The 17,618-nt window shown below is 32.4% G+C and carries 18 protein-coding genes; all 18 read left to right on the top strand.

Features of this window, described 5'->3' with window-relative positions:
- The first annotated feature begins 319 nt into the window (after positions 1-319).
- The 18 genes from lepA to era all read left to right on the top strand — a co-directional run bounded on the left by lepA (position 320) and on the right by era (position 17,618).
- Positions 320-2,143: a translation elongation factor 4 gene (gene lepA / locus SBL16_RS04285; protein ID WP_107612089.1), complete on the top strand. Its 1,824-nt coding sequence runs from the start codon at positions 320-322 to the stop codon at positions 2,141-2,143.
- 132 nt (positions 2,144-2,275) lie between these two features.
- Positions 2,276-3,397, top strand: a complete 1,122-nt coding sequence (gene hemW / locus SBL16_RS04290; protein ID WP_107612088.1) for a radical SAM family heme chaperone HemW — start codon at positions 2,276-2,278, stop codon at positions 3,395-3,397.
- 100 nt (positions 3,398-3,497) lie between these two features.
- Entirely contained in the window at positions 3,498-4,475 is a 978-nt protein-coding gene (hrcA, locus tag SBL16_RS04295; RefSeq protein WP_037536637.1) for a heat-inducible transcriptional repressor HrcA, read from the top strand.
- Between the two features lie 31 nt (positions 4,476-4,506).
- Positions 4,507-5,133 carry a nucleotide exchange factor GrpE gene (gene grpE / locus SBL16_RS04300; protein ID WP_107612087.1) on the top strand — a complete coding sequence of 209 codons (627 nt, stop codon included), beginning with the start codon at positions 4,507-4,509 and terminating at the stop codon, positions 5,131-5,133.
- 50 nt (positions 5,134-5,183) lie between these two features.
- The gene (dnaK, locus tag SBL16_RS04305) at positions 5,184-7,019 is read left to right on the top strand and encodes a molecular chaperone DnaK (RefSeq protein WP_317952893.1); all 1,836 of its coding nucleotides are present in this window, start codon (positions 5,184-5,186) and stop codon (positions 7,017-7,019) included.
- Positions 7,020-7,170: 151 nt separating this feature from the next.
- On the top strand, positions 7,171-8,304 hold the full coding sequence (gene dnaJ, locus SBL16_RS04310; protein WP_317952895.1) for a molecular chaperone DnaJ: 1,134 nt from the start codon (positions 7,171-7,173) through the stop codon (positions 8,302-8,304).
- A 4-nt stretch (positions 8,305-8,308) separates the two neighbouring features.
- Positions 8,309-9,247 carry a 50S ribosomal protein L11 methyltransferase gene (gene prmA, locus SBL16_RS04315; RefSeq protein WP_317952897.1) on the top strand — a complete coding sequence of 313 codons (939 nt, stop codon included), beginning with the start codon at positions 8,309-8,311 and terminating at the stop codon, positions 9,245-9,247.
- A 1-nt stretch (position 9,248) separates the two neighbouring features.
- Positions 9,249-10,001 carry a 16S rRNA (uracil(1498)-N(3))-methyltransferase gene (locus SBL16_RS04320; protein ID WP_182703539.1) on the top strand — a complete coding sequence of 251 codons (753 nt, stop codon included), beginning with the start codon at positions 9,249-9,251 and terminating at the stop codon, positions 9,999-10,001.
- Between the two features lie 5 nt (positions 10,002-10,006).
- Positions 10,007-11,353: a tRNA (N(6)-L-threonylcarbamoyladenosine(37)-C(2))-methylthiotransferase MtaB gene (gene mtaB / locus SBL16_RS04325; protein WP_053018255.1), complete on the top strand. Its 1,347-nt coding sequence runs from the start codon at positions 10,007-10,009 to the stop codon at positions 11,351-11,353.
- 129 nt (positions 11,354-11,482) lie between these two features.
- Positions 11,483-11,659, top strand: a complete 177-nt coding sequence (gene rpsU / locus SBL16_RS04330; RefSeq protein WP_000048060.1) for a 30S ribosomal protein S21 — start codon at positions 11,483-11,485, stop codon at positions 11,657-11,659.
- Between the two features lie 196 nt (positions 11,660-11,855).
- On the top strand, positions 11,856-12,527 hold the full coding sequence (locus SBL16_RS04335; protein ID WP_390897037.1) for an NfeD family protein: 672 nt from the start codon (positions 11,856-11,858) through the stop codon (positions 12,525-12,527).
- 12 nt (positions 12,528-12,539) lie between these two features.
- Positions 12,540-13,526 (top strand): flotillin-like protein FloA, encoded by a 987-nt coding sequence (gene floA, locus SBL16_RS04340; protein ID WP_037550667.1) that lies wholly within the window; start codon positions 12,540-12,542, stop codon positions 13,524-13,526.
- 18 nt (positions 13,527-13,544) lie between these two features.
- Positions 13,545-14,234: a hypothetical protein gene (locus tag SBL16_RS04345; protein WP_107612083.1), complete on the top strand. Its 690-nt coding sequence runs from the start codon at positions 13,545-13,547 to the stop codon at positions 14,232-14,234.
- A gap of 310 nt (positions 14,235-14,544) precedes the next feature.
- Positions 14,545-15,492: a PhoH family protein gene (locus SBL16_RS04350; protein WP_037550663.1), complete on the top strand. Its 948-nt coding sequence runs from the start codon at positions 14,545-14,547 to the stop codon at positions 15,490-15,492.
- Positions 15,493-15,954, top strand: coding sequence for an rRNA maturation RNase YbeY (gene ybeY / locus SBL16_RS04355; RefSeq protein ID WP_107612082.1), 462 nt, complete (start codon positions 15,493-15,495; stop codon positions 15,952-15,954). It begins immediately after the preceding gene.
- Positions 15,955-15,958: 4 nt separating this feature from the next.
- Positions 15,959-16,294: a diacylglycerol kinase family protein gene (locus SBL16_RS04360; RefSeq protein ID WP_107612081.1), complete on the top strand. Its 336-nt coding sequence runs from the start codon at positions 15,959-15,961 to the stop codon at positions 16,292-16,294.
- 19 nt (positions 16,295-16,313) lie between these two features.
- Entirely contained in the window at positions 16,314-16,718 is a 405-nt protein-coding gene (cdd, locus tag SBL16_RS04365) for a cytidine deaminase (RefSeq protein WP_011275644.1), read from the top strand.
- On the top strand, positions 16,719-17,618 hold the full coding sequence (gene era, locus SBL16_RS04370; RefSeq protein ID WP_037536609.1) for a GTPase Era: 900 nt from the start codon (positions 16,719-16,721) through the stop codon (positions 17,616-17,618).

The raw sequence follows: 17,618 nt of genomic DNA on the forward strand, positions 1-17,618 counted from the left end.
AGTGATCTTAAGCATATCAAATTTTATTTTGATTACAACAAGAAATATTTTATCAAAACATACATATTTGTGCAATCATTAATTAAGTATAGTGTAATTAAAATCTGAATTAAATCATAATTACTGTTGGAATGCACTCTTTAACACTTTATAATTAGTATGTAATCCAAATGAAAATGTAATGTAAGTAATGCATTTTTAAGTTTATGCTTAAATTTTTAATAGCACAATTACGTTTGCAATTAAGCATTAAAAACGTTATTATATCAAAGATGTATACATATACGGGCTAATTTTATGAAAGCGAGAATGATAGGCTATGGATATGCAAGAACGCTATAACAGAAGAGAATATATACGAAATTTTTCTATTATTGCTCATATTGATCATGGTAAATCAACATTAGCAGATAGAATTTTAGAAAACACTAAATCTGTAGAAACAAGAGAAATGCAAGATCAATTATTAGATTCAATGGATCTTGAAAGAGAACGAGGCATCACAATTAAATTAAATGCTGTGCGATTAAAATATGAAGCAAATGATGGTCAAACTTATACATTTCATTTAATTGATACACCAGGGCATGTAGACTTTTCATACGAGGTTTCACGATCTTTAGCAGCATGTGAGGGTGCAATATTAGTAGTGGATGCAGCACAAGGTATTGAAGCACAAACATTAGCAAACGTATACTTAGCACTTGATAATGATCTAGAATTATTACCTGTGGTAAACAAAATTGATTTACCTGCAGCTGAACCTGAAAGAGTAAAACAAGAATTAGAAGATGTAATTGGTTTAGATCAAGACGATGTAGTACTGGCAAGTGCAAAGTCAAATATTGGTATTGAAGATATTTTAGAGAAAATTGTAGAAGTTGTGCCACCACCTGAAGGTGACCCTAGTGAACCATTGAAAGCATTAATTTTTGATTCAGAATACGACCCTTATAGAGGTGTTATTTCATCAATACGTGTGATGGAAGGTGTTGTTAAAGCTGGTGACAAAATTAAAATGATGGCTACTGGTAAAGAATTTGAAGTTAGTGAAGTAGGCATTAATACTCCTAAACAACTACCTATCGAAGAACTAACAGTAGGTGATGTAGGGTATATTATTGCAAGCATCAAAAATGTTGATGACTCACGTGTGGGTGATACTATTACTCATGATAATAGACCAGCTGAAGCACCATTAAAAGGTTATAAAAAAATGAACCCAATGGTATATTGTGGTTTGTTCCCAATTGAAAATAAAGACTATAATGATTTAAGAGAAGCGCTTGAAAAATTACAATTAAATGACGCTTCATTAGAATTTGAACCAGAATCTTCTCAGGCTCTTGGTTTTGGTTTTAGAACAGGTTTCTTAGGAATGCTTCACATGGAAATCATTCAAGAAAGAATCGAAAGAGAATTTGGTATTGAATTGATTGCTACCGCGCCATCAGTAATTTATCAATGTATTATGAAAGATGGATCAGAGGTCACAGTAGATAATCCGGCTCAAATGCCAGAAAGAGATAAGATTGACTCAATTTATGAACCATATGTGAAAGCTACAATGATGGTTCCAAATGATTACGTTGGAGCAGTTATGGAGTTATGCCAACGTAAACGTGGACAATTTATTAATATGGATTATTTAGATGATATTAGAGTTAATATCGTATACGAGATACCACTTTCTGAAGTTGTTTTTGATTTCTTTGATCAACTTAAATCCAACACTAAAGGTTACGCTTCATTTGATTATGAATTTATTGAAAATAAAGAAAGTAACTTAGTGAAAATGGACATCCTACTTAATGGAGATAAAGTTGATGCTTTAAGCTTTATTGTCCATAAAAACTTTGCATACGAACGTGGTAAAGCTTTAGTTGAAAAATTAAAAACGCTTATACCACGTCAACAATTTGAAGTACCTGTACAAGCAGCTATTGGTCAAAAAATTGTTGCAAGAACAAACATCAAATCAATGGGTAAAAATGTATTATCTAAATGTTATGGTGGGGATATTAGCCGTAAACGTAAGTTACTTGAAAAACAAAAAGCAGGTAAGGCTAAAATGAAAGCCGTTGGTAGTGTTGAAATTCCTCAAGACGCTTTCCTAGCTGTACTAAAAATGGATGATGAATAGAACATAAAAGAGGTCGAGACGAATATAAATTGGTAGAAATCATAGCAATAATGAATATTATTGATAAAAAAGCTACTAACTTATATTACAAAGTCTCAATCTCTTTTTTAAGTTATAAAAAGGGGTGTAACATTGGAAGTTAAAAGTGCGTACATACACATACCTTTTTGTGTGAGAATTTGTACTTATTGTGATTTCAATAAATATTATATTGATAAACAGCCAGTAGATGAATACATTGATGCCTTAATAAAAGAAATGTCATTTAGTAAAACAAAAAAACTAGAAACAATGTACGTTGGAGGAGGCACGCCAACTGCACTAAGTGAAAAGCAATTAGAACGTTTATTACAAGCGATAAATTCAAAATTCTCGATAAATAGCGAATTTAGTTTTGAAGCAAATCCAGATGAACTTACTTTGAATAAAGTTAAGTTACTTAAACAGTATGGTGTTAATCGAATTTCAATGGGTGTGCAAACGTTTAAACCTGAGTTGTTAGAAATATTAGGACGAACACATAATACTCAAGATATCTTTAATGCAGTAAATAATGCTAGGAAAGCTGGTATTAATTCAATAAGCCTTGATTTAATGTACCATTTACCTGAACAAACGATAGATGATTTTGCAGATAGTTTAAACCAAGCAATTAATATGGATATTGACCATATTTCAAGTTACGGTTTAATACTTGAACCAAAGACACAGTTTTACAATATGTATCGTAAAGGGAAATTGAAATTACCGAATGAAGACTTAGGCGCTGAAATGTATCAATATCTAATGAAAACATTAAATCAAACCGACTTTAAACAATATGAAATTTCCAACTTTGCTAAAACTAATCATGAATCAGATCATAACAAAGTGTATTGGTTTAACGAGGAATATTACGGATTTGGAGCAGGTGCAAGTGGATATGTTGAAGGTGAACGCTATACAAATTTAAATCCAGTTCGCCACTATATTGATGCTATTAATAATGGAAAACGACCTGTTTTAACCTCTAGTTATCCAACCTTGAAAGAAAAGATGGAAGAAGAAATGTTTTTAGGCTTGAGAATGAATCAAGGGGTCAATCGTGAACGTTTCGAGTTAAAATTTGGTCATTCATTAGATGACATATTTGGAGAAACAATATTTGATTTTAAATCAAAACAACTTTTGGTTGAAACGGACGGAAATATCTCACTTACTGAAAGAGGAAAGGTTATAGGTAACGAAGTATTTGAAGCTTTCTTATTAAATTAATAAAAATCCAAAAAGTAAGGCTTTAACGTTGACTTACTTTGACCAATTTGATAAATTATAATTAGCACTTAGGACAAAAGAGTGCTAATGAGGTGAAAACATGATTACACAAAGACAATTAAGCATTTTAAATGCAATTGTTGAAGATTATGTTGATTTAGGACAACCTATAGGTTCTAAAGCTTTGATTGATAGACATCATTTAGATGTCAGTCCTGCAACAATAAGGAATGAGATGAAGCAACTTGAAGATTTGAACTTTTTAGAGAAGACGCATTCTTCTTCAGGGCGTTCACCTTCCGAAGAAGGGTTTAGACTTTATGTCGATCAATTGTTAAAACAAACCTCTCGTCAAAATAAAAATAAAATACAACGTTTAAATCAACTATTGATTGAGAATCACTATGATATTTCTTCAGCATTAAGCTACTTTGCAAATGAGTTGTCAATGAAATCTCATTATGCAACATTAGTTGTACGTCCAAAGCATAGTGAAGAAATGATTAATAATGTTCATTTGATTAAAGCAAATGATTCAATCATGATTTTAGTAATTATTTATAATTCTGGTCATGTTGAGCATTTTCACTTGAATTCTTCACTTGAGTTATCATCCGATAGATTAATCGCTATTTCTAATTTTATTAGTAACAATAATTTAGAAATGAGCGCCAAACTATCAAATAAAATAAATTCTTTTGCTAGCTCGAATGAAGAGAAACAATTTATTAATGACATTGTTAAGATGATAAATTCTCATATTAGCAAACAAAGTAATAGCATTTTCTTAGGTGGAAAGGTTAAACTAATTGATGCGTTAAATGAATCAAATGTTTCATCAATTCAACCAATTTTACAATATCTAGAATCTGAGAGAATCACTGAATTGCTCCAGACAATTACAACAAATGATATTAACGTTAAGATAGGAAAAGAAATTGATGAAAGTCTTAGTGATATATCCATTGTAACGAGTCAATATCACTTCGACAATTCATTAAAAGGTCAAATTGCGGTTATTGGACCTACAGCGATGCGTTATCAGAATGTGATTCAATTACTTAACCAAATATGGTGATTTTAATTGTAATTATATTGGAGGGTAAAAAATGACAGAAAAAGATGAATCAGTAAAAAGTAATTCTGAATATACTGAAGAACAAGAAGTTAAGAATGAAGAACCTTCAACAGTTGATAGTGTTGAAGGTAGTACTTCTGATAGTGATAATTCATCTAACGACAGTTCGAATGAAGAAAGTTCTGAAGAAACTGCAGTTGATCCTAAAGATGAAGAAATTCAGCAATTACAATTAAAAGCTAATGAAAATGAAGAAAAATATTTAAGATTATACGCTGAATTCGAAAATTACAAAAGACGAATTCAGAAAGAAAATGAAACAAATAAAACTTATCAATCTCAGCGTGTTCTAACTGACATTTTACCTACGATTGATAATATTGAACGCGCACTTCAAATTGAAGGTGATGATGAATCGTTTAAATCACTTCAAAAAGGTGTTCAAATGGTACACGAAAGTTTACTTAGAGCATTAAAAGATAATGGTCTTGAAGAAATCGAATCTGAAGGTCAAGCTTTTGACCCTAACTTCCACCAAGCTGTTGTTCAAGATGATAATCCAGATTTCAAATCTGGTGATATTACTCAAGAACTACAAAAAGGTTATAAGTTAAAAGATAGAGTATTGAGACCATCTATGGTAAAAGTAAATCAATAAATTGACGAAAAATACCATATATTAAATTTTAAAATTGGAGGAATTTTATTATGAGTAAAGTAATCGGTATTGACTTAGGAACAACAAATTCATGTGTAGCTGTTTTAGAAGGCGATGAACCTAAAGTAATTCAAAACCCAGAAGGTGCTAGAACAACTCCATCAGTTGTGGCATTCAAAAATGGTGAAACACAAGTCGGTGAAGTAGCAAAACGACAAGCTATCACTAACCCAAACACTGTTCAATCAATTAAACGTCATATGGGTACTGACTATAAAGTAGATATTGAAGGTAAATCTTATACACCTCAAGAAATTTCAGCTATGGTATTACAAAACCTTAAAAACACTGCTGAAAGTTATTTAGGTGACAAAGTAGATAAAGCTGTTATCACAGTTCCTGCATATTTCAATGATGCTGAACGTCAAGCAACAAAAGATGCTGGTAAAATTGCAGGTTTAGAAGTTGAACGTATTATCAACGAACCTACTGCAGCTGCATTAGCATACGGTTTAGATAAAACTGATGAAGATCAAAAAGTATTAGTATTCGACTTAGGTGGCGGTACTTTTGACGTATCAATTCTTGAATTAGGTGACGGTGTATTCGAAGTACTATCAACTGCAGGTGACAACAAACTTGGTGGTGATGACTTTGACCAAGTAATTATTGACTACTTAGTGTCAGAATTCAAAAAAGAAAATGGCGTAGATTTATCTCAAGATAAAATGGCGTTACAACGTTTAAAAGACGCTGCAGAAAAAGCTAAAAAAGACTTATCTGGCGTTTCACAAACTCAAATTTCATTACCATTTATTTCAGCTGGTGAAAGTGGTCCATTACACTTAGAAATTAGCCTTACTCGTTCTAAATTTGAAGAATTAGCTGATTCATTAATTAGAAGAACTATGGAACCAACTCGTCAAGCATTAAAAGACGCTGGTTTATCAACTTCTGAAATTGATGAAGTTATTCTTGTTGGTGGTTCAACACGTATTCCAGCAGTTCAAGAAGCTGTTAAAAAAGAAATTGGTAAAGATCCTCATAAAGGTGTAAACCCAGACGAAGTTGTAGCAATGGGTGCTGCGATTCAAGGTGGCGTTATCACTGGTGATGTTAAAGATGTTGTATTATTAGACGTAACACCTTTATCATTAGGTATTGAAATTATGGGTGGACGTATGAATACGTTAATTGAACGTAATACTACAATCCCAACTTCAAAATCTCAAGTTTATTCAACTGCAGCTGATAACCAACCAGCAGTAGATATTCACGTATTACAAGGTGAACGTCCAATGGCAGCTGATAACAAAACATTAGGAAGATTCCAATTAACTGACATTCCACCTGCTCCACGTGGTGTACCACAAATCGAAGTAACATTTGATATTGATAAAAATGGTATCGTTAATGTAACTGCTAAAGACTTAGGTACTAATAAAGAACAAAATATTACTATTCAATCAAGCTCTGCTCTTTCTGATGAAGAAATCGATCGCATGGTTAAAGATGCTGAAGAAAACGCAGAAGCAGATAAAAAACGTCGTGAAGAAGTAGATTTAAGAAATGAAGCAGATAGCTTAGTATTCCAAGTAGAAAAAACAATTACTGACCTTGGCGACAATATAAGTGATGACGATAAATCTAATGCGGAAAGTAAAAAAGATGCTTTAAAATCTGCTCTTGAAGGGCAAGATATCGAAGATATTAAAGCTAAAAAAGAAGAACTTGAAAAAGTAATTCAAGATTTATCAGCAAAAGTATATCAACAAGCTCAACAAGCTCAGCAACAAGCCCAAGAAGGTACTCAACAAACTCAAAACGATAGCAATGTTGAAGATGCTGAATTTAAAGAAGTTAATGATGATGAAGATAAAAAATAATTGCTAACCGTTTGTAAAGTATGCTTTAATTAGCAAACTATTATGAATGTAAGCCAAAAAGTCAAAGTCAATTGAACATTGGCTTTGACTTTTTCTTTTATAACTTCGTTCTTTTAAACCTAGTAAATAATTAAGTTAAGGAGAGATGATTGTGGCTAAAAGAGACTATTATGACGTCCTAGGTGTAAGTAAAGATGCATCTAAAGATGAAATCAAAAAAGCATATCGTAAATTATCAAAAAAATATCACCCTGATATCAATAAAGAAGAGGGTGCAGATGAGAAATTTAAAGAGATTTCAGAAGCTTACGAAGTCCTAAGCGATGATAATAAAAGAGCAAATTATGACCAATTTGGTCACGATGGACCTCAAGGTGGTTTTGGTGGTCAAGGATTTAGTGGCCAAGACTTTAGTGGATTTGGCGGAGGTGGATTTGAAGACATCTTCAGTTCATTCTTTGGTGGCTCACGTCAAAGAGATCCTAATGCACCTAGAAAAGGTGATGATCTACAATATACAATGACACTAGAATTTGAAGAAGCTGTATTTGGAACTAAAAAAGAAATCTCAATTCGTAAAGATGTGACATGTCACACTTGTAATGGCGATGGTGCTAAACCAGGTACAAGTAAAAAAACATGTAGTTATTGTAATGGGGCAGGTCATGTGTCAGTTGAGCAAAATACAATTTTAGGTCGTGTAAGAACTCAACAAACATGTCCAAAATGTGATGGAACTGGTCAAGAATTTGAAGAACCATGCCCAATATGTCATGGTAAAGGTACAGAAAATAAAACAGTTAAATTAGAAGTAACTGTACCTGAAGGTGTAGATAATGACCAACAAATTAGACTTGCTGGCGAAGGAACACCAGGAGAAAATGGCGGACCACATGGCGACTTGTATGTCGTATTTAGAGTCAAACCATCTGATAAATTTGAACGTGACGGAGACGATCTTTATTACAATTTAGATGTTAGTTTCCCTCAGGCTTCTCTTGGGGATGAAATAAAAGTTCCAACACTGAATGGTAATGTTATGTTGACAATTCCTTCTGGTACTCAAACTGGTAAACAGTTCCGATTAAAAGATAAAGGTGTCAAAAATGTTCATGGATATGGTCATGGTGATTTATTTATTAATATTAAAGTAGTTACACCTACAAAACTAACAGATAGACAAAAAGAAATAATGAGAGAGTTTGCTGAATTAAATGGTGAATCGATTGAAGAACAACCATCTAATTTTAAAGATAGAGCACGCAAATTCTTTAAAGGAGAATAAGCGAATGAACTGGACAGAACTTTCGATTGTTGTAAACCATGAAGTTGAACCTTTAGTTACTGATATATTAGAAAATTATGGATCAAATGGTGTTGTAATTGAAGATTCTAATGATTTAATTAATCAACCTGCTGATAAATTCGGTGAAATTTATGAACTGAAACAAGAAGATTATCCTGAAAAAGGGGTCCGATTAAAAGCTTATTTCAACGAATTAAAGTTTGATGATTCTCTAAGAAGTAAAATTAAGACAACTATTACTAACCTTGAAAATATTGATTCAACTGTTTTAAATTTTTCTGAGCAAACTATAGCTGAAGTAGATTGGGAGAATGAGTGGAAAAATTATTTTCATCCCTTTAGAGCCTCAGAAAAATTCACAATTGTGCCAAGTTGGGAACAATACACTAAAGAAGATGATTCTGAAAAGTGTATTGAATTAGACCCAGGTATGGCATTTGGAACTGGAGATCATCCAACTACAAGCATGTGTCTAAAAGCAATTGAGACCTACGTTGATCCTGACAATTCCGTTATCGATGTTGGAACAGGTTCTGGTATATTAAGTATTGCCAGTCATTTACTTGGAGTTAAAAGAATTAAAGCTTTGGATATTGATGAATTGGCTGTTAACGTTGCTAAAGAAAATTTTGCTAAAAATCATTGTGAAGATGCAATTGAAGCTGTACTAGGAAACTTATTAAAGAATGAAACTGAAAAATTTGATATTGTTATTGCAAATATTTTAGCTCATATTATTGAAGATATGATTGAAGATGCTTATAATACTCTAAATAAAGATGGTTATTTTATAACATCAGGTATTATAGAGGAAAAACATAAACAAATATTAAATCAAATGGAAAATGTTGGATTTGATATTAAATCAGTAAATCATGACAATGGTTGGGTATGTATTGTAGGACAGAAAGTGAGTGAATAATTTGCAAAGATACTTTATCGATCAAAACGCTGATGAAAGTCAGCGTTTTTTTATAACAAATAAAGAAGATATACATCATATTACTAATGTGATGAGAAATACTATTGGTAATCAGATTATTATAACTTTTAAAGATAAAATAGTTTTTAAATCGGAAATTATTACTATTGAAAATGAGGCAATTGAAATTAAACTAATAGAGCAAATTGATATCAATTCAGAGTTACCAGTACAAGTTACTATATGTAGTGGATTAATTAAAGCCGATAAATATGAATGGCTAATTCAAAAAGCTACTGAATTAGGTGCTGATAGTTTTATAGCTGTAGAAATGGACAGATCTGTAGTAAAACTTACCCCAAATAAAGTTCAAAAAAAATTAGAACGCTGGCAAAAGATTATTAAAGAGGCTGCTGAACAAAGCTATCGCTTAATTATTCCTAATATAATTTTTAAGTCGAATTTAAATGAGATTTATGATACTATTAATCATTATGACTATATCTTGTTAGCATACGAAGATGAAGCAAAACATGGTGAAGTTAGTCTTTTTAAAGAAACCTTGAAAAAGTTTAAAACTAACGATCGTATTTTATTAATATTTGGTCCTGAAGGCGGCTTTTCAGAAAAAGAAATCACTTTATTAAATGAAACGAGTTTCAATGTTGGTTTAGGACCTCGAATTTTACGGGCAGAAACGGCGCCACTTTACGCTTTAAGTGCTATCAGTTATGAAAATGAATTAATGGGGTGAATATTATGTCAACAGTTGCGTTTCACACATTGGGTTGCAAAGTAAACCATTATGAAACTGAAGCAATTTGGCAATTATTTAAAGACGCTAATTATGACAGAGTTGATTTTGAAACTAATGCAGACGTCTTCGTAATCAACACTTGTACAGTAACAAATACTGGAGATAAAAAAAGTAGACAAATAATTAGAAGAGCAATTCGACAAAATCCAGACGCAGTGGTATGTGTGACAGGGTGTTATGCTCAGACATCTTCTGCAGAAATCATGGAAATTCCTGGCGTAGATGTAGTGGTGGGTACACAGGATAGACATAAACTATTAGACTATATCCAACAGTTCAGAGAAGAACGTCAACCAATCAATGGTGTTGGAAATATCATGAAAAATCGTACATATGAAGAATTAGATGTACCATATTTTACTGATAGAACAAGAGCTTCACTAAAGATCCAAGAAGGGTGTAATAATTTCTGTACATTTTGTATCATACCATGGGCGCGTGGACTAATGCGTTCACGTGATCCAGAAAAAGTGGTTGAACAAGCTACTCAATTAGTTAACGCTGGTTATAAAGAAATTGTTTTAACTGGTATTCATACCGGTGGCTATGGTCAAGATTTAAAAGATTATAATTTGGCACAGTTACTCCGTGATTTAGAAGAAATTGATGGACTTGAACGAATTAGAATTTCTTCTATTGAAGCCAGTCAATTAACTGATGAGGTCATTGATGTTCTAAAACGTTCAAATAAAGTTGTTAGACATTTACATGTTCCATTACAATCAGGTTCAGATACTGTTTTAAAACGAATGAGACGTAAATATACTATGGAACATTTTTCAGAAAGAATCACGAAATTACATGATGCGCTACCAGATTTAGCTGTTACAAGCGATGTTATAGTTGGATTTCCAGGTGAAACGGAAGAGGAATTTCAAGAAACTTATGATTTTATTGTTAAACACAAATTCTCTGAATTACATGTCTTCCCTTATTCAGCTAGAATTGGTACACCTGCTGCTCGTATGGATGATCAAATTGATGAAACTATCAAAAATGAACGTGTGCATAAATTAATCACATTAAGTGATCAATTAGCTAAAGAATATGCCTCTAAATTTGAAGATGAAGTTTTAGAAGTTATTCCTGAAGAAGCTGGTGAGATAGAAGGAACATTGGTGGGTTATGCTGACAACTATATGAAAGTACAATTTGAAGGCAATGACTCTTTAATCGGTCAAATTGTAAAAGTAAAAATCGCTAAAGCTGATTATCCTATTAATACAGGTAAAGTCGTGAGAATTGTAGAACACGCAACGAACAAATCTGAAGAAGGCGTATTATTATAATTTTTAAAATTTATAATAATTTGGAATTGACCATAATAAATTCATATATTATACTAAGTAAAGCATAGTTCTATCTTACTATGTAATGACTTTAAAGTTCCGTTGATATTTGGAGGGAGGGAAATACAGATGTCTAAAACAGTAGTACGTAAAAATGAATCACTTGAAGATGCATTACGTAGATTTAAACGTTCAGTATCTAAAAGTGGTACTATCCAAGAAGTACGTAAACGTGAATTTTACGAAAAACCAAGTGTTAAACGTAAAAAGAAATCAGAAGCTGCACGTAAACGTAAATTCAAATAATTAATAACTCTGTTGACTCCCTCAACAAGAATATTAATTATATATATGCTCTCGATTAGTTTAACTAGTCGAGAGCTTTTTTATGTTAAAGATTCTACTATCACTATTATAACTAAGTGTATTCATGTATAATCGGAATTGAGAGCGAGGTGAAATTGTGAACTATTTCAATGCAATACATACAATTATCAATTCCATTTTAACCACTAATAATTTATTTAATAATCTATCCCAGTTCGTAACGAGTCCATTAATATCACTTATATTAACATGTATCATTTTTTTAGGCTTTTTATATCAATTGTATTCGAAGCGTATTAATTTTGCAGGAATTATTGCAATGCTTGCACTTTTAATTCTCTTTCTCGGTTTTTTAATAAACGGTGATGTTAATCTGATTTCTTTATTGCTATTCTTCGTTGGAGCAATACTCGTTATTATTGAATTATTTGTCATTGGTGCGGTCATAGGCATTATTGGTATATCACTGATTATACTTAGCATAATAATGTTAGGAGATAACATTCTCTTGATGCTATTAAACGTTGTGATTGCGTCAATATTGGCAATTATTGAATGGGTGATATTAGTGAAATGGTTTAAAAGGAAAATTCCATTTTTAGATAAAGTTGTGTTAAAAGATTCTACTAATTCAGAAGCAGGATATAGATCTCACGATGATCGTTCTCATTTAGTTGGTCAAACAGCTCGTACTGTGACAGATTTAAGACCTGCAGGAATTATAACGCTTGATAATGAAAGAATAGATGCCGTATCAGATGGCGCTTTTATTCTAAGAAATAAAGAAGTTAAAATTCTTGAGGTAGAAGGATCTAGAGTTGTTGTTAGAGAAATTGAAAATACTTAGAGGAGTGGTTAAATGTTTGGATTAGGCATTATAGTTATAGCAGTTATCATTGTTATTGCTTTACTAGTGTTATTCTCATTTGTCCCAGTAGGACTTTGGATTTCAGCAATTGCTGCTGGAGTTAAAGTAGGTATCGGAACATTGGTAGGTATGAGATTACGTCGAGTATCTCCACGTAAGGTAATTGGTCCACTAATTAAAGCACATAAAGCAGGTTTGAACCTTACAACAAATCAATTAGAATCACATTATTTAGCGGGTGGTAATGTCGATAGAGTCGTCGATGCGAATATAGCTGCTCAACGTGCAGATATTAACTTACCATTCGAACGTGGTGCAGCTATTGACTTAGCTGGACGTGACGTTCTTGAAGCAGTTCAAATGTCTGTAAACCCTAAAGTAATTGAAACACCGTTTATTACTGGTGTTGCAATGAACGGTATAGAAGTAAAAGCGAAAGCTAGAATTACAGTACGCGCCAACATCTCTCGTTTAGTTGGTGGTGCAGGAGAAGAAACAATCATTGCTCGTGTAGGTGAAGGTATTGTTTCTACTATTGGTTCAAGTGAGCATCATACACAAGTACTTGAGAACCCTGATAATATTTCTAAGACTGTCTTAAGTAAAGGTCTTGATTCAGGTACAGCCTTCGAAATTTTATCTATTGATATCGCTGACGTAGATATTGGCAAAAATATCGGTGCTGACTTACAAACAGAACAAGCACTTGCAGATAAGAATATTGCACAAGCTAAAGCTGAAGAACGCCGTGCTATGGCCGTAGCTTCTGAACAAGAAATGAAAGCGCGTGTTCAAGAAATGCGTGCTAAAGTGGTTGAAGCAGAATCTGAAGTTCCACTTGCGATGGCAGAAGCATTACGTGAAGGTAATTTGGGTGTCAAAGATTACTACAATTTAAAAAACGTAGAGGCTGACACTGGCATGAGAAATGCGATAAACAAACGTACTGAACAAAATGAAGATGAATCACCAAAGTAAAATTTAAGGGGTGATTAGATGAATATTGGTATTATAATTTTTATAATATCCATAATTGTTACAGGTATTAGTGCGATGAGGGATAAAAGTCATGAACAAAGAAAAAATCAAAGACCCCCTCAGCCAAAAAAGTCAACTTCTGACAAAAAAGAAACGCATGAAAAAGGTTTTTTTGAGCAAATTGAAGAAGCATTTAGTGAGTTAGAAAAGGAATTTACAAACGAAGATAAACCATCTAACCAACAAAAGAAAAATAAACAAACTAACACAAAACGTGTTTATCAGGATCAAAAACTTGAAAAAGAAATCGAAAAAGAGAGCGTACCAGAGGAATTAGAGCGTTCTGCAAGACAACGTGGCAGAGTTGAAAGAGAAACACGTCAATCTGCTAATTCACGCGAAAGCAATAGAGACTCGAATAAACTTCAAAAAGAATTAGAAAAACAACTTGTAGACGATTTATATAACGTACGTACAGAAATCGATCGTGAAAAAGAAAAACAACTTTCTAGAATTGAAAATAAAGCAAGAGCTATTATCAATGATAAAAATCTATCTGAACGTACAAAACGCTATAGATTAAAACAATTGATAAATAGTAAAGCAATAGAACAAGATATGACACATCAAAGTTTTCAGTTTGATAATGATCCTGTTGTAAATGGTATTCTATGGCAAGAAATTCTCAATAAACCTAAACAATTATAATTTGAATAAATGTTATTATTTTATAATTTAAAATTATATGTAACCCGAATTTCATTATTAAATGATTTTCGGGTTGTTTTATTTAATTAAAAGAATGGCTCATATTACAATTTAATAAATCAGCACACAAAGCCAATTAAATTTGTATACTTTAACAGACTTTAGTAAAATTTAAATGAAAGTTAATTTACTAAACTCAATTTAGTTTTACTTTTTTGAAGATTAACAAATCATGTTTAATTTTTGAATCTTAAGTGAAACTGATATAATCAAAAGATTTTACATTGTTTAAGTGAAAAGGAGCGCTTGTATGCCAGGAATAATTCAAATAGACGATATTAACCATTCTCAAGCATTAATTGGTAATAATGATGAACATATTAATGCGATTGAGGAGGCATTTGATGTCGAAATACATGCTCGTGGCCAAGAAATAGCAGTCAAAGGCCAAAAAATAGAGCCTGTAGAAAAGTCAGAATTAGTTCTTAAAAATTTATTAAAAGTAATTGAAATGGGTAACACAATTACATTAAAAGATGTAGAAGCTGCAATAAAAATGGCTAAAAATGATACAATACATCACCTTATTGATTTATATGATGAAGAAATAACAAAAGATGCTTATGGAAAAACTATTAGAGCAAAAACTATGGGTCAAAGACTATATGTTAATGCAATGAAGAATAATGACTTAGTCTTTGGCATTGGGCCTGCAGGTACTGGTAAAACTTTTTTAGCAGTGGTATATGCAGCTAAACAACTAAGAAAGGGCTCAGTAAAACGGATTGTATTAACAAGACCAGCTGTTGAAGCAGGAGAGTCTCTAGGATTTTTACCCGGTGATTTAAAAGAAAAAGTAGACCCTTATTTAAGACCTCTTTATGACGGATTAAACACTGTATTAGGAAGAGAACAAACAGCCCGATTTATAGAGAGAGGTACTATTGAAATTGCGCCTTTAGCCTATATGCGTGGTCGTACTCTTGATGATGCGTTTGTGATTTTGGATGAAGCTCAAAATACAACGCATGCTCAAATGAAGATGTTCTTAACACGACTTGGGTTTGGTTCTAAAATGGTAGTAACAGGAGATCAAACTCAAATCGATTTACCAAAAGGTGTTAAAAGTGGACTTAAAGAAGCAGTCAAAAAATTACATGGTGTCAAAGGAATTAATATTATGCAATTAGATCAAAGTGATGTTGTAAGACACCCGTTAGTAAGTAAAATAATTGATCGCTATGAAGGAGACATTTAAATGTTTACAATTGATTTTAATGATCATACAGACCTGGTAAATGAATCTTGGTATCATCAGATTGAAGATTTACTAAATTTTGCTAAAGAGCAAGAGCAAATTAACGAGGATGCTGAACTTTCAATCACATTCGTAGATAAAAATGAAATTCAAGAAATAAATAAAACTTATCGCGATAAAGATAAAGTAACAGATGTTATTTCATTCGCTCTTGAAGAAGACGAACCAGAAATTGTTGGACTAGATATGCCTAGAGTTCTCGGTGATATTATTATCTGCACTAATGTAGCTGAAGAGCAAGCTGACTCCTATGGCCATTCATTTGAAAGAGAACTTGGATTTTTAGCGCTTCATGGATTTTTACACTTATTAGGTTATGATCATATGAATGAAGAAGATGAGAAAGTAATGTTTGGCCGTCAAGACACTATACTAAACGCGTATGGATTGACTAGAGATTAAACATATCAAACGATTCAAACATACGTATGATGGGTTAAAAACGCTTCTTCTAAAAGATCATAATTATTTACTTCATATCATTATTGCTTTTATAACAATTATTTTAGGTTATATTTATCAATTGAATGCTATAGAGTGGTTATTTATATTACTAGCCATCTTTTTAGTATTAACCTTAGAAGCAGTTAATACTGCAATTGAATGTGTAGTTGATTTGGTTACAATGGATTATCATGAACTTGCTAAACAGGCTAAAGATATTGCCGCATTTAGCGTTATGTTGGTATCAATATTCGCTTTAATAACTGGATTAATTATATTTTTACCTCATATTTTCTAACTATAGAGGGGATGTTTAAATGACTTATCAATCACATTATTTTCAAGAAGCTAGAGAGGCTCAAAGCCGTGCGTATGTACCATACAGCAACTTTAAAGTAGGTGCTTATTTAAAGACCAAAGACGGCCGTACGTTCTATGGTGCTAATGTTGAAAATGCAGCTTACCCTGCTACCATTTGTGCTGAACGTTCTAGTTTAGTGGCCGCAATTTCTGAAGGTTATCGACCTGGAGATTTTGAATCAATAACAGTAACTGTTGATTCTGAAAAACCGTCTTCTCCTTGCGGAACTTGTAGACAGGTACTTAAAGAATTATGCGATGATGATATGCCGGTATATATGACAAACCATAAAGGGGAATTACTTGAGTCAACTGTGGGAGATTTATTACCACATGGCTTTTCAGGAAAGGATTTAGAATAAATGACAGAACATAAGTCAGGATTTGTTTCAATAATAGGAAGACCGAATGTAGGAAAATCTACATTTATGAATAGAGTTATTGGCCATAAAATTGCAATTATGTCCGACAAGGCTCAAACAACTCGAAATAAAATTCAAGGTGTAATGACTAGAAATGATGCGCAAATCATATTTTTAGACACACCAGGTATTCATAAGCCTAAACACAAATTAGGTGATTATATGATGCGTGTTGCAAAAAATACTCTATCTGAAATTGATGCAATCATGTTCATGGTTAACGTTAATGAAGAAATTGGTCGTGGCGATGAATATATCATGGAAATGCTAAAAAATGTTAAGACGCCCGTTTTCTTAGTATTAAATAAAATCGATTTAGTTCATCCTGATGCTTTAATGCCAAGAATAGAACAATATCAAAAATACATGGATTTTACTGAAATCGTACCAATATCAGCTTTAGAAGGACTAAATGTTGACCATTTTATAGATGTGTTGAAAACATATTTACCTGAAGGTCCAAAATACTACCCAGATGATCAAATCTCAGATCACCCTGAACAGTTTGTTGTCAGTGAAATCATTCGTGAGAAAATTTTACATTTAACTAGTGAAGAAATTCCGCATGCAATAGGCGTAAATGTAGATAGAATGATTAAAGAAAATGACGAGCGTGTTAGAGTTGAAGCTACTATTTTTGTTGAGAGAGATTCACAAAAAGGTATTGTTATCGGTAAAGGTGGCAAAAAACTAAAAGAAGTCGGTAAAAGAGCAAGACATGATATTGAAATGTTACTAGGCTCAAAAGTTTATTTGGAACTTTGGGTAAAAGTTCAAAAAGATTGGCGAAATAAAGTTAATTTTATTCGTCAAATGGGATATATTGAAGATCAAGATTAA

It is taken from the genome of Staphylococcus sp. NWU MK-U1 (assembly GCF_033283505.1).
GTDB lineage: Bacteria > Bacillota > Bacilli > Staphylococcales > Staphylococcaceae > Staphylococcus > Staphylococcus haemolyticus.